Below are 14,611 nucleotides of genomic sequence, written 5' to 3'. Positions count from 1 at the left end.
TGTTTCCCTACACTTAATTGATTATGAGATATTATCATGCTTAATAAAATTATAAAATATTTTCTTGAGAATAGGCTAGTTACTGTTCTCATACTTATTGGATTTATACTTTGGGGAGTTATTGTGGCTCCCTTCAATTGGAAGTTTGAGGTTTTACCTTCAGACCCTGTGCCTGTTGATGCCATTCCTGATATTGGTGAGAATCAGCAAATTGTTTTTACACAATGGTCTGGCAGGTCGCCTCAAGATATTGAAGATCAAATTTCCTATCCGCTTACCACCTATCTGCTAGGAATACCTGGTGTGAAATCCATTAGAAGTTCATCTATTTTCGGGTTTTCAAGTATCTACATCATTTTTGATGAAGAAACGGAGTTCTAATGGAGCAGGTCAAGAATACTGGAAAAGCTAAATTCAATCCCATCAGGATTGCTTCCCGATGGCGTGCAACCAACGCTAGGTCCGGATGCTACAGCATTAGGTCAGGTTTATTGGTACACCCTTGAGGGGAGAGATAAAGATGGCAATCCTACAGATGGTTGGGATTTGCATGAAATAAGATCAGTTCAGGATTTTTATGTGAAGTATGGCTTAAATGCTACTGAGGGTGTTTCAGAAGTTGCTTCCATTGGAGGATTTGTGCAAGAATACCAAATTGACGTAAACCCTGATGCCCTGCAGGCTTACAACATTCCTTTGCATAAAGTGATGAATGCGGTGAAAGATGCCAATAAGGATGCAGGTGCTAAAACCATTGAACTCAATCAAGCTGAGTACCTGGTGCGTGGGCTTGGATATGTTAAGTCTTTAGAAGATTTGGAGCAGGCTGTTGTTACTGTGGCCAATAATACGCCAATCAGGATAAAGGATGTTGCTCGTGTAAGTTTGGGCCCTGCCAGCAGAAGAGGTGTATTGGATAAAGATGGTGCTGAAGTGGTAGGTGGTGTGGTGGTTGCCAGATACGGAGCCAATCCTCTGAAGGTAATTAATAATGTAAAGGCCAAAATAAAAGAGATTGCTTCGGGCTTACCTAAAAAGACCTTAGCCGATGGTAGAGAAAGTCAGTTAACTATTGTTCCTTTTTATGATCGTTCTGAACTAATTTATGAGACATTAGGAACACTGGAAGAAGCCCTCTCGCTGGAAATTCTTATTTCAATTTTGGTTGTGATTGTAATGGTCTACAACTTGAGAGCCTCTTTATTGATATCCAGCATCTTACCTATTGCTGTGCTGATGGTCTTTATTGCCATGCGTTATTTTGGGGTTGATGCCAATATTGTAGCTTTATCAGGAATAGCCATTGCCATAGGTACTATGGTTGATCTTGGTATTATTCTCTCGGAAAATATCATTAAGCATTTAGAAGAATCGCCAGAGGATCAGCCTTTACTAACTACGGTTTACAAGGGATCAACTGAAGTAGCTACCGCAATTCTAACAGCTGTCGCCACTACTATTGTTAGCTTTATTCCTGTATTTACCATGCAGGCAGCCGAAGGTAAACTATTCGGACCATTGGCATTCACTAAAACCTTCGCACTTGTTGCGGCTCTGATAGTCACCTTACTAATTTTGCCAACCTTAGCCTATTGGTTTTTTGGATTTAACACTTCTCGCAGCAATAAGGGAACAAAAAGGGTATTTCATACTGCACTTGTTGTCTTAGGAATTATCTCCTTATACTATCATTTCTTTTGGGCTGGAATCATGCTGCTGCTATTTGGAATAATAGGATTCTCAAAGCAACTCTACAAAAGTGTACTTCAAGGTAATAAGTGGTATGTATGGTGCTATAATCATGCGGAATTACTAATAGCGACTGTAGGAGTTTTATGGCTGCTGGCGAACTATTGGCTTCCACTGGGTGCAGGAAATAGCCTATTGAGTAACATAACGTTTACAGCAATTCTTGTAGGACTTATTTTAGGAGCTTTTAGCCTGTTACAATATTACTATAAAACTATTTTAGGCTGGTGTCTGGCTCACAAAGCGGCTTTTCTTTTGATTCCAGCACTTTTAATTCTAATAGCTTTAAATATTTGGCTTGGCTTCAATACGGTTTTTGGATTTATAGCTAAGGGTTTTGATAGTGTGAATATTGAAATCCGAAAAACAAGTTTGTGGTCGGGGCTTAGTGATTCTTTTCCGGGAGTAGGAGAAGAATTTATGCCCAGCCTTAATGAAGGTAGCTTTTTATTGATGCCAACTTCTATGCCGCACTCAGGTTTGCAATACAACCGTGAAGTATTGGGTCAGCTTGATATGATGGTAAGTAATATTCCGGAAGTAGAGCTCACCGTTGGTAAAATAGGTAGGGTTGAATCGGCTTTGGATCCTGCACCTATTTCTATGTTTGAAAATGTAATCAACTACAAACCTGAGTATAAGCTGGATGCAAAAGGGCATAAGCAAAGATTTGAGGTTGATGAAGAGGGGAATTATTTTTTGGAGGAAAGTAAGAAGGAGAGGGATGGAAGTAGGAAGTTAGACCAAAATAAATCATGGTACTTTAATGGGGAAGATACGCTTGAAATAACTGCCGATTTCCAACTTTTATCAGCTTTAGAACAGCAACTTATACCCGCTAGAAACGGGCAATATTACAGAAACTGGCGTCAGCAAATACAATCACCTGATGATATATGGAATGAAATTGTAAAAGTCACTAAGATTCCTGGTGTTACCTCGGCTCCTAAATTGCAGCCTATTGAAACAAGGCTGGTGATGTTACAAACCGGCATGCGCGCACCGATGGGAATAAAGGTTTATGGGCCTGATCTTAAGACTATACAAGATTTTGGCGTACAACTGGAAGAAAGACTAAAGCAAATACCTTCTGTTAAGAAAGAGACAGTATTTGCCGATAGAATTGTTGGTAAACCTTATTTACATCTCAATATTAATCGACAGGAAATTGCTCGTTATGGTTTGAGTATTGAAGATGTTCAGCAGGTTATAGAAACAGCTATTGGAGGTATGAAACTCACCACCACAGTTGAAGGTCGTGAGCGCTACCCTGTAAGGGTTCGTTATCCTCGTGAGCTTAGAAATGACCCTGAAAGTTTAGTGAAAGTTTTGGTACCAACTCCTTTAGGCGCTCAGATTCCGTTGGGGCAATTGGTTGATTTGGATTACGTAAAAGGGCCTCAGGCTATCAAAAGTGAGGAGACATTTTTAGTGGGATATGTACTCTTCGATAAAAATGACGGTTATTCAGAGGTAAGCGTTGTCAATGAGGCTCAAACTGCTATCGAAGGACAGATAGCCAGAGGAGAATTAATAGTTCCTTCAGGCGTGAGCTACAAATTTTCAGGCAGCTATGAGAACCAGGTGAGGGCTGAAAAAAGACTTTCACTAATTGTTCCGGTCGTTTTAATCATAGTTTTTCTCATCCTCTACTTCCAGTTTAAATCAGTAAGTACATCACTTATGATTTTCACTGGTATAGCAATGGCTTTTACCGGAGGCTTTATAATGATTTGGTTTTACAATCAGGAGTGGTTTTTAAACTTCTCCCTGCTGGGAATAGATTTCAGAGATCTTTTTCAGATAAGAACCATCAATTTAAGCGTAGCTGTTTGGGTTGGTTTTATCGCACTTTTTGGAATTGCTACTGATGATGGTGTTTTAATAGGAACTTATCTCGACCAAAGCTTCAAAAGAAACGCAACAAATAACATTCAGAATATTAGAGCTGCTGTAGTAGAAGCAGGTGCCAGAAGAATAAGACCTGCTGCTATGACTTCAGCTACTACTATTATTGCGCTACTGCCGGTCTTAACTTCCTCCGGTAAGGGTTCGGATATCATGATTCCCATGGCTATACCTGCCTTTGGGGGCATGTTGGTAGCAGCTATTACCTATTTTATTGTGCCGGTACTGTATTGTATGAGAGAAGAATTTCAACAAAAAAGAAAACAGGATTAAAGATGAGATATATCATTACGCTATCAATATTGATACTGACTGGATGCACCAGTCAGGAAAATGGGCAGGCAATATCAGTTAAAAGTATTGGTGCCCTACGGGAAATCATGCATCAGGGGAAGTATCAAGCCAGAGTGAAGCTTGATACGCTTGCAACGGAAGGATTATATGGTTTGGGTGCTTCTGATTCACTTTCTGGTGAAATCATGATGATGGATGGAAAAGTTTTTGAGGCTACAGTGCAGGATTCGCTGCCCTACATTCAAATCAATCCATCTGCTGAAGCCACTTTATTAGTGTATGCTAAAGTGGATAATTGGGATACAATTTCAGTACAAGCAGAAGCCGATATTGAGCAACTTATTGCAAAGCAAGCTTTTGATAAAGGAATAGAAGCTCCTTTTCCATTTATACTAATTGGGAAGCCTGAAGTGAGCTATCATATAATCAACTTTGATACTCAAAATGGTGATATGGCTCATCACAAAAATGGTGCTTATATCGGTAAAATTAAAAATGAGGCTGTGACGATTCTTGGCTTTTATGCTACAGATGCAAAAGGGGTCTACACCCATCATGACAGTAATTTACACATGCATGTTTTAAATGGACGTAAAACTCAAATGGGACACGTGGAGGATATTTCTTGGGGAGAAAATGATATTCAACTGTTAATTCCGAGAATATGAGAGCTATTTTTTCAATTTTACTTCAGCTTATTTCAAGCTTTAGCTTTGTAATCTACTTGACCTCTATCTTTTGCCTTCTAACCTCTAATAGCTTAGAGGCACAAAGTTTATCGGATTACCAAAAAATAGCAGCAGAAAATAACCCTGGTTTGCAGGCTGCCTACAAGCAGTTTGAAGCAGCATTGCAAAGTGTAAATCAACAAAATCGCCTGCCCGATCCAACAGTCTCAATGGGTTACTTTTTATCTCCCATAGAAACCAGAGTAGGTCCTCAACAGGCTAAGTTCTCTTTGACTCAGATGTTCCCCTGGTTTGGTAGCCTAAAGGCTCAGGGAAATGCAGCTGCACTTATGGCTGATGCTCAATATCAAACATTTCTGGAAGTAAGAAGTAAACTTTGCTTGCAAGTAGCGACAGCCTACTATCCTTTGTATGAGCTGAGAAGATGGCAAAGTATTGAAATAGAGAATATCGAGGTGCTGGAAGCTTATAAAGCAATTGCGCAGCATAAATTTGAAAATGGTGCCGGCACCATGGTAGATGTGCTGAGGGTAGATATTATGCTTCAGGATGCTCAAACCAATTTGGAGATACTTAAAAAAAAGGAAGATCCTTTGCAGGTAGCTTTCAATAACTTATTGAATAGAAAGGAAGATGTTGAGGTGCTTGTCTCAGATACATTGAAAGCCGATCTCATAAACATCCCTTTAACAAAGGATTCATTATTTATTGAAAACCCTGTGCTTGAATCCCTCGAATTCAAAGTGAAAGCGAGTAAGGCCAAAGCATTGGTGGCCCAAAAGCAGGGAATGCCTAAAATAGGTGTTGGACTAGACTATATGTTGGTGGGTAAAAGAACAGATGCAGGAGCACCAGCTAACAATGGAAAGGATGCACTGATGCCTATGGTATCTATTAGCCTGCCCATTTTTCGAAGGAAGTATCATGCTGCCCGTAAAGAAGCCGAGTTGATGCAAGAAAGCTACACCCTTCAAAAAAAGGATTACCGTAATCAACTGAGCAGCAACTATGAATTGGCTCTATTTGAATTAAAACAGCAAGTTGATTATATCAATTTATACGATAGACAAATAGCCGAAAGCAAGCAGATGCTGACGCTATTGTTATCAGCTTATGGTAATGCAGGACAGGACTTTGAAGAAGTGCTGCGTGTACAACAAAAACTGCTTAAATATCAAAAACAAATGGCTACAGCCCTAAAGGTATATCATATTAAAATGGCGGAATTGAATTACCTCACCGCTTCAAATTAAATAATTACAGAGATGAAGATAAATAAGAATTCACTATTCGTGCTCATCCTGACTTTACTAGTCGGATTATTTCTGGGTTGGTTGATTTTTGGAGGCAATACTGATAAAAATACCGATCAACAGCAGCATGAAACAGATCTGGCTAAGGAAACTATTTGGACCTGTGCTATGCATCCTCAAATTAGGCAGTCTGAGCCGGGTGATTGCCCCATTTGCGGCATGGAATTAATTCCACTAGCTGATGCCGAGCAGGATGAACTGAATCCTGATGCGGTAAACATGTCAGCAACGGCAATGCAGTTGGCCAATGTAAGAACCGATGTTGTAGGTACGATGATTCCCATAAAACACATCCGGCTAAATGGTAAGGTGCAAGTAGATGAGCGCACATTAGCCTCACAAGCAAGCCATATACCTGGAAGAATCGAAGAGTTGAAGGTAAACTTCACCGGAGAGCATGTGCATAAAGGTGAGATTCTTGCCTATGTGTATTCACCAGAATTGGTGACCGCACAAGAGGAACTTTTCGAAGCTCAAAAAATAAAAGAGACACAGCCAGGCTTGTTCAAGGCTGCGCGAAACAAATTGAAAAGTTGGAAACTTACTGATGTGCAAATAGACCAAATTGTATCCAAAGGAACTGCCACTGAGAATTTTCCGGTAAGAGCAGAAGTTTCTGGCTATGTTGTCGAAAAGTTGGTGAATGAAGGGGATTATCTGAAAAAGGGAGAGATAATCTATCGCATAGCTGATTTATCGCGCCTCTGGGTGTTGTTTGATATTTATGAGTCAGACATGCAATGGGTAAAAGAAGGGGAGGACATTACCTTTAGGGTGCAATCTCTTCCTGGTGAAAGCTTTTCAGGAATGATCAGCTATGTGGACCCTATCATTGATCCGGTCACTAGAGTAGCAAAAGCGCGTGTTGTTGTTCAGAACAAAGCACATCAATTGAAACCTGAAATGTTTGTAACTGGTGAGTTGGAAGCTTCTTTAAGGGAGGGGAAATCTCAATTAGTGATACCTAAGTCGGCAGTGATGTGGACAGGTAAACGATCCGTAGCCTATGTGAAGCAATCGTCCGATCGAGGGGTGAATTTTAGCATGCGTGAGTTAGTGCTTGGACCTAGTTTGGGAGATAGCTATATCATCAAAAGTGGTTTGGAAGCAGGTGAAGAAATTGCAGTGAATGGAACCTTTAGTATTGACGCTGCCGCGCAGTTGGCAGGCAAAGCTAGTATGATGAATCGTGAGCAACCTCAACATTATAGCTTAAGTGAAGTAGCTAAAAATAAGCTCTCGGCTATTCTTAATGCTTATTTAGAGGTGAAAAATAGTCTTGTGAAAGATGATTTTCAGATGGCCCAAAAGAATGCCGCTGCGCTGGAAAAGCATATCAAGCAGGTGCCTATGCATGCCTTTGATCATGATGCCCATCAAGTCTGGATGAAATTTAAGAAGCCTTTGGAAGGAGATGCACTTAGTCTTTCAAAGGCAAAGGACATGACAAGGGCTCGCCATTTTTTTATTACACTTTCTGATCAAATGATTGACCTTTTGAAAACACTTCAATGGAGTGATAACAAGATTTATGTACAGCATTGCCCTATGGCCGATCACAATAAGGGGGCCGACTGGTTGAGTGCGGAGAGTGAAATAAGAAACCCCTATTTTGGAGCTTCTATGCTTACATGCGGAGAGGTAACTGCTGAATTATAAGAGAAACCATCAAAGTATTGACGTTAAGATTCTAGCGCATAAAAGGATAATGAAAAAGGCAAAGGAAAATAAAGGCGAAATCACAATCAAGAATATGGTGTGTGATCGATGCATTGCTACAGTAGAAAGTAGCTTAAAGCAACTTGGTGCAGAAGATGTTGAGGTGAAACTTGGCATGGCACGATATAGCAATTCCTTAGATTTGAAAGAAGTTGAAAATACCCTGGCAGCGCATGGATTTGAATTGATCAAGAATGCGCAAGAGGTACTGATGGAACAAGTGAAAATCTTTTTACAATCCTTGCTCAATCAATTGCCACTTACCTTAGACGATAAACTCTCCAACTTATTAGCCAGGCAATTTGCTGTGAGTTATCCTAATTTGAGCAAATTGTTTTCGCAGCACGAAGGAATTACTATTGAGCGTTATTTTCTTTTGCTTAAGGTAGAAAAGGCTAAGGAACTTATTCAATATGGTCGCCTAAACTTCACTGAAATTGCCCAACAATTGGATTATGCACATGTGAATCATTTCTCCAAACAATTCAAATCCTTTGTAGGCATGAGTTTAAGTGATTATAAAGGGCAAGAAGTAACCAGGCGAAGGGGCATTGACAAAATTGTATAGCTTTTAATTAAAATTGTGTAGATACATCTACATTGGGTCGCTTAATTTTATTATAAAATAAGAAGCAATGGAAAAAACTTATAAAGTTTCTGGAATGACCTGCAACGGCTGTAGAGAGCATGTTGAGAAAAGTATTGCTCAGTTGAGCGAGGTGGAAGAGGTAAGCGTAAACCTTGACAATAAGGAAGCTGTAATTAGTTCAGAACAAGAAATTCCAATTTCCAAACTGCATGAAGTGGTACAGGGTGATAATGATAGATACGATATTCATATTCCTGGTAAAGAGCCTGATGAGCTAGTACCTTTTCCTGCTATTAAAAAGAAAAAGCCTACTCCAGGTGCTACCTATTATTGTCCCATGCATTGCGAGGGCGATAAAACGTATAACCAGCCTGGCGATTGCCCTGTTTGCGGAATGGATCTAGTGGAAGAGGCAAATAGCAGTGCCAATTCTCAAACAGAATATACCTGTCCCATGCATCCAGAGGTGGTACAGCAAGGTCCTGGTAGCTGTCCTAAATGTGGTATGGACCTGGTGCCCAAAGAGCCAGAGCTGAAAGAGGAAAATACAACCTATAAAAACCTGCTTCACAAATTCTTTTGGGCAGTAGGCTTTACTCTGCCTGTCTTCTTGATAGCCATGTCAGAAATGATACCCAGCAATCCTTTATACAACATATTGGATTTGAAATATTGGAATTGGATTCAATTTGGCTTGTCGCTGCCAGTGGTGTTTTATGCTACCTGGATGTTCTTCGAAAGAGCCTATCGTTCCATCATCAGCTGGAATCTAAATATGTTTACCCTTATTGGTATAGGAGCAGGTGTAGCCTGGTTATTTAGTGTAGTAGGTATGCTCTTTCCTCAAATTTTTCCGGCACAGTTTACTACTGAAACAGGAACAGTACACGTTTATTTCGAGGCCACTACGGTAATCCTTACCCTGGTGCTTTTAGGGCAACTTTTAGAAGCCAGAGCCCACAACAAGACTAATTCCGCAGTGAAAGAATTGCTTAAATTAGCCCCTAATAAGGCAGTACGAATCAAAAATGGTAAAGAAGAAGTTGTTGCCATTAATGATATTGCTAAAGGGGATTTGCTTAGAGTAAAGCCTGGAGAAAAAATTCCTGTAGATGGTGTTTTGGAAGAGGGAGAAAGCAGTGTGGACGAATCAATGATTACTGGTGAGCCACTGCCCGTGACTAAAGAAGTTGGGGACAAACTAAGTGCAGGCACTATTAATGGTCATCAGTCATTTACCATGAAGGCTGAAAAGGTAGGAGCAGACACCTTGCTGTCTCAGATAATAGAAATGGTGAATAAAGCCAGCAGAAGTAGGGCGCCAATTCAGAAATTAGCAGATAAAATTTCAGCTTATTTTGTGCCGATAGTAGTGTTAGTTTCCATTATTACCTTTGTTCTTTGGGTGATTTTTGGTCCTGAACCTCGTTTCGTCTACGCCTTTGTCAATGCAATTGCAGTGTTAATTATTGCTTGTCCTTGTGCCTTAGGACTCGCTACTCCTATGTCTGTAATGGTAGGTGTGGGCAAGGGTGCGCAGCAAGGTGTATTAATCAAAGATGCCGAATCATTGGAAACACTCAATAAAATAGATGTGCTGGTGGTCGATAAAACCGGTACCCTAACTGAAGGTAAGCCCTCAGTGGAGGGTGTGGTGTCGGTTAAAGAAAATTATAGCGAACAAAAGGCAACAAAATATATCGCCTCACTTAATCAAAGAAGTGAACACCCATTAGCCGAAGCCACAGTAGCTTTTGCCCATGAGCTGAAGGTCGATCTTTTGGAGGTTAATGATTTTAAGGCACATGGTGGAAAGGGCGTTTCTGGAATGCTAGAAGGTAAAAAAGTAGCACTTGGTAATGAGCGCATGATGCAAGATGTTCAAGCTGAAATTAGCCAGGAGGTACGGGGAAAAGGAGTGGAGGCACAAAAATCTGGTAAAACAGTAAGCTATCTTGCAGTTGACAGTCAGATTGTAGCCTATATAGTGATTGGAGATGCTATCAAGCAGAACAGTAAAAAGGCCATTGCCGATTTGCAGCATCATGGCATTGATGTCATAATGCTTACAGGAGATAGTGAAAATACGGCAGCCGCGGTGGCTAAAAACTTAGGTTTGTCTGACTTTAGAGCGGGCATGTTACCAGAAGATAAGCTAGAGGAGGTCAAAAAATTGCAGGAAGCAGGTAAAAAGGTAGCTATGGCAGGTGATGGTATCAACGATTCACCGGCTTTGGCGCAAAGTGAGGTGGGTATTGCCATGGGCACTGGCACTGATGTAGCGATACAAAGTGCAGGCATTACTCTGGTAAAAGGTGACTTGGACGGCATTGTGAAAGCCTTTCACCTAAGCGATGCCGTGATGGGCAATATCAAACAAAATCTTTTCTTTGCTCTTGTTTATAATACGATAGGTATTCCAATTGCAGGTGGATTACTCTTCCCATTCTTCGGAATCTTGCTAAGTCCAATGCTGGCGGCTGCAGCCATGAGCTTAAGTTCTGTCAGCGTAATTGGAAATGCCTTAAGATTAAGAAGCGTGAGGCTGTAAATTGGAGCAAATACCAACATCAGAAATATAATTTTTTAACCAGAATATCTTTTATGGATAATTTTTTAACCAAATGGGGTGAAGCTGCAAATACCACAGCAGGCTTTTTCTGGATGGCACTTTGGGCTTTTATATTGGGCTACGCTATTAGTAGCATGATCCAAATTTTTGTAACCGAAGAACGCATGCAAAAAACGATGGGAGGCGAGGGAGCTAAGCCCGTTTTTTTAGGAACCTTTTTTGGGTTTATTAGTAGCTCTTGTTCCTTTTCAGCATTGGCTTCGGCTAAGTCATTATTTCAAAAGGGAGCCAGTTTTGTTTCTTCTATCGCCTTCTTGCTGGCATCAACCAATTTGGTTATTGAGCTGGGCATTGTAATCTCTATATTCTTAGGATGGCAATTTGTAGTGGGTGAATACGTGGGTGGTATTATTTTGATCTTGAGCAGTTGGTTGCTTATTAAGCTTATTAAGCCGCAAAAACTCATTAAGCAAGCCAGAGAAAATCTAGGCAAGGCTGATGAAAGTGATTCGGATGATAAGAGCTTTATAGAAAAAATAAAGTCCGAAAAGGAATGGGCAAAAGTAGGTAAGCAATACTTTATGGAGTGGAAAATGGTGTGGAAGGATGTCACCGTTGGGTTTACCATAGCTGGTATTGTAGCTGCCTTTGTGCCTGATAGTTTTTTTGAGACTTTGTTTATCAATACGGCAGAAGGTCAATCATCTTTCAGCTTTTTTACTTTACTAGAGCATATAGTTGTGGGGCCAGTTGCAGCTTTTTTGACATTCATTGGTTCAATGGGTAACATCCCTTTAGCGGCTCTTTTATTTGGTAAGGGAGTTAGTTTTGCAGGTGTAATGGCATTTATTTTTAGTGATTTGGTGGTTTTTCCTGTATTAAGGATTAATGCCAAGTACTATGGATGGAAGATGTCATTCTTCATCCTATTCTTATTATTCACATCTCTGATTGGAGCTTCGCTGCTATTGCATTATGGTTTAGATGCAATTGATATATTACCTGCGGCAAAAGCTGTAAATATTGCTGGGCAGGAACATTTTAAAATTGATTATACCTTTTTTATGAACATTGCTTTTCTCATTATATCAGGTGTATTGATTTACTTTGGCTTTGTAAAAGGTAAGGAGGTTATGCACCATAAAGAGATGGCACCCAAAAGTCCCGCTCTTGAAAGCACTTTAAAGTATCTGGCTTTTATAGCTTATGCATGGATAGCAGGTGGGCTTATTATTCATTATTTTTACATTTAAATTGATAAAACAAAAAACCAAATAAACATGAAGACTAAAATATTTACTACACTTCTCGCTGCGGCATTTATAGTTCAGGCTTGTGACACAAAAAAGCAGGCAAATGATGAACATGCCCATCATGATAAGGCAGAAATGCATGATGGTGAGCATATGCATGGGGAGGGCCAGGCTCATGCTCATGCTGAAGAAATGAATCCGGATAAAATGGAAGCATCAACAGTGAGTAAAGAGCAGCTTGAAAGTATGCTATCGTCTTATTTCAGTTTAAAAGACGCTTTGGTTAATACCAGCGCTGAAGAGGCTAAAAAAGCTGCTTCTGATTTAGTGAAAAATTTGACTGACGAAATGAGTAACTTAAAATCTCTGGTTTCGGGTATGCAACAAAAGGAAGATGTTGAAGCCATCAGAGCGGATTTTGAAAAGCTTAGCAGTTCAATGTATAATGTAGTAAAGGCTAATGCTGATAAAGTAGAAGGAGCTGTGTATAAACAATATTGCCCTATGGCATTTAATAATAAAGGAGCTTTTTGGTTAAGTCAGGAAGAAACGATTATGAACCCGTACTTTGGCGATAAAATGTTGAAATGCGGTAAAGTACAGGAAGAGCTTTAAGCTATATAAGTAGCCTAATGTCAAGTATGTGACTTATTGCTCTTTATTGAATAACAATTTAGTAACAAAAAGCTTTATCTTTGCGTTTCCTTGACATAGAATAGAAATAGATAATTTAAAAGAGATGGCAAAAACAATAGAAATTACTGATAGCAATTTTGAAGAAATTATAAAATCAGAAACTCCTGTATTGGTTGACTTCTGGGCAGAGTGGTGTGGACCATGTAAAATGATTGGCCCTGTAGTGGAAGAATTAGCAGGTGAGTACGATGGAAAAGCTGTTATAGGTAAAGTTAACGTAGATGAAAATCCTAACGTTTCTGCTAAGTTTGGTATCAGAAGTATCCCTACCTTATTAGTATTTAAAGGTGGTGAAATTGTTGATAAGCAAATTGGTGCAGTTCCTAAGCAGGTTTTAGCTGACAAGCTGGAAGCACAAATGGCTTAATAAAAAACATAATATAAAAAGTAGAAAGCCTTCCAATAGCTATTGGAAGGCTTTTTTTGTCTCTGTTTTTAAAGGTAGATCCGTAGAAATCTGTTTTTTGTATAAAACGCTCTTGCCACTTGATATATGCTCTCACTCACTGGCAAGTGACGTAGAATATGCATCTCATTAATCAATCTCAGCCTCTTTCTTGGGTACTTGTGTTTTCACAATAAAAACCCCTATAGCTGATAGAATGGCCGCCATAACAAAAGGAACAGCATAGCCAAATTTAATAGCATAGCCTGATACAAAAGACCCCAATGAAATGCCTAAGCCAAAAGCCATAGTCACCACTGCAAGTTGCGAACCTCGTTGACCTTCCTCAGCCAAGTCTCCTGCCAGTGCCAATGAGGGCGCAAAAACCATTGCGGCACTTATGCCTTGTAATGCTCTGGCAACTATTAATTGCCACGATTCGGTTACAAATCCTTCCAATAGAATGATAGGTATTAAACCTATTAACCCTATAATGATAAATATTCTTCTCCCATATTTATCACTGGCATTTCCTATTATTGGTTGTGTCACCGCCAGCATGGCAATTAAAGCACTAAACTGAATGGAAAACATAAAAGCTCCTTGCGAAAGCTTTTCATTAATGGCAGTTTCTATAGGCGCCAATAAAGAGAAGCCAAAACTCATTATCAGTGTCGCCAGCGCCAGGGCAAAAATAGGATCGAGAAAATAACCCTTCCTTTCAGTAAGGAGATTGATTTTCATTTTTTTAGTGCTGGGCTTAGTGTTGTCAGGATCAGAAACAAAAAAGCCAACTAGCAAAGCACTGACCAATGCTGCCAATGAGGCTACCCCAAAGGAGGCGGTAAAACCATCAATTTCTCCAATCAAAGGTAAGTGATAAGGTCCGCCTTCAGTTAAAATGCCACTTAGTAAAGGCCCCACACCAAAACCCACTAAACGAAATGAATTGTAGATACCGGTATTTTTACCTCTATTTCCCTTATTGCTTAATTCGGTAATCAAGGCTAAACTCGCTGTTATGGTAAATGCAGCAGCAATACCTTGAGCAGTTCGTATGATCAATAAAAGAATATATGAATCAGCTATCGAATAAGAATAATTAGCGACTGTAAAGAGGGCTAATCCAATCACTACGAACAACTTTCTTTTGCCTACTTTATCAGATAATCTACCTGTAAAAGGCTGGGCAATGGAGGTGATAAGTCCGAATAAGCCAAGGATGATCCCTGTAATAAATGTTTTAGAAAGGCCCATAGCATCTCCTTCTACACCTTTGCTTGCAATGTAAAGTGGAAGAACAACTATTAGAAAGGAATTACCAAAGGCATCAGCCATTCTGGCAACTCCCAAAAGTATAACCCTGCTATCATAACCAAACAGGCTTTTGTCTTTAATATTTATCAAATGAAATGTTTTATGACTTTTAAAAAAGGTACGGAAC

Annotated in this window: 9 protein-coding genes and 1 pseudogene; 9 read left to right on the top strand and 1 reads right to left on the bottom strand. The window is 39.8% G+C overall.

The features are described 5' to 3' along the window. The first annotated feature begins 36 nt into the window (after window positions 1-36). From JKP34_RS15745 to trxA, 9 genes and pseudogenes are all read left to right on the top strand, one after another. Window positions 37-3,930 (top strand): annotated as a pseudogene (locus JKP34_RS15745) (efflux RND transporter permease subunit). 2 nt (window positions 3,931-3,932) lie between these two features. Next, a complete protein-coding gene (locus JKP34_RS15740) occupies window positions 3,933-4,619 on the top strand; it encodes an acetolactate decarboxylase (protein WP_201923571.1) in 687 nt (228 codons plus the stop codon). Then, window positions 4,616-5,893 (top strand): TolC family protein, encoded by a 1,278-nt coding sequence (locus JKP34_RS15735; RefSeq protein WP_201923569.1) that lies wholly within the window; start codon window positions 4,616-4,618, stop codon window positions 5,891-5,893. The genes JKP34_RS15740 and JKP34_RS15735 overlap by 4 nt, the downstream gene beginning before the upstream one ends. Before the next feature lie 12 nt (window positions 5,894-5,905). Then, entirely contained in the window at window positions 5,906-7,612 is a 1,707-nt protein-coding gene (locus tag JKP34_RS15730; protein ID WP_201923567.1) for an efflux RND transporter periplasmic adaptor subunit, read from the top strand. A gap of 49 nt (window positions 7,613-7,661) precedes the next feature. Next, window positions 7,662-8,240, top strand: a complete 579-nt coding sequence (locus tag JKP34_RS15725) for an AraC family transcriptional regulator (protein ID WP_201923565.1) — start codon at window positions 7,662-7,664, stop codon at window positions 8,238-8,240. A gap of 67 nt (window positions 8,241-8,307) precedes the next feature. Continuing rightward, window positions 8,308-10,812, top strand: a complete 2,505-nt coding sequence (locus JKP34_RS15720; RefSeq protein ID WP_201923564.1) for a heavy metal translocating P-type ATPase — start codon at window positions 8,308-8,310, stop codon at window positions 10,810-10,812. A 53-nt stretch (window positions 10,813-10,865) separates the two neighbouring features. After that, window positions 10,866-12,086, top strand: a complete 1,221-nt coding sequence (locus JKP34_RS15715) for a permease (RefSeq protein WP_201923562.1) — start codon at window positions 10,866-10,868, stop codon at window positions 12,084-12,086. A 27-nt stretch (window positions 12,087-12,113) separates the two neighbouring features. Further along, complete coding sequence (locus JKP34_RS15710; RefSeq protein WP_201923561.1) at window positions 12,114-12,701, top strand: DUF3347 domain-containing protein; 588 nt, start codon at window positions 12,114-12,116, stop codon at window positions 12,699-12,701. Window positions 12,702-12,825: 124 nt separating this feature from the next. Then, on the top strand, window positions 12,826-13,149 hold the full coding sequence (gene trxA / locus JKP34_RS15705) for a thioredoxin (protein WP_201923559.1): 324 nt from the start codon (window positions 12,826-12,828) through the stop codon (window positions 13,147-13,149). 168 nt (window positions 13,150-13,317) lie between these two features. On the opposite strand, the gene JKP34_RS15700 is transcribed toward trxA, so the two are convergent. Continuing rightward, a complete protein-coding gene (locus JKP34_RS15700; RefSeq protein ID WP_201923557.1) occupies window positions 13,318-14,574 on the bottom strand; it encodes an MFS transporter in 1,257 nt (418 codons plus the stop codon). Window positions 14,575-14,611: the final 37 nt, after the last annotated feature.

The sequence above is a fragment of the Marivirga atlantica genome (genome assembly GCF_016734805.1).
Lineage (GTDB): Bacteria > Bacteroidota > Bacteroidia > Cytophagales > Cyclobacteriaceae > Marivirga > Marivirga atlantica.
This window is presented reverse-complemented; position numbering and strand designations above follow the sequence as displayed.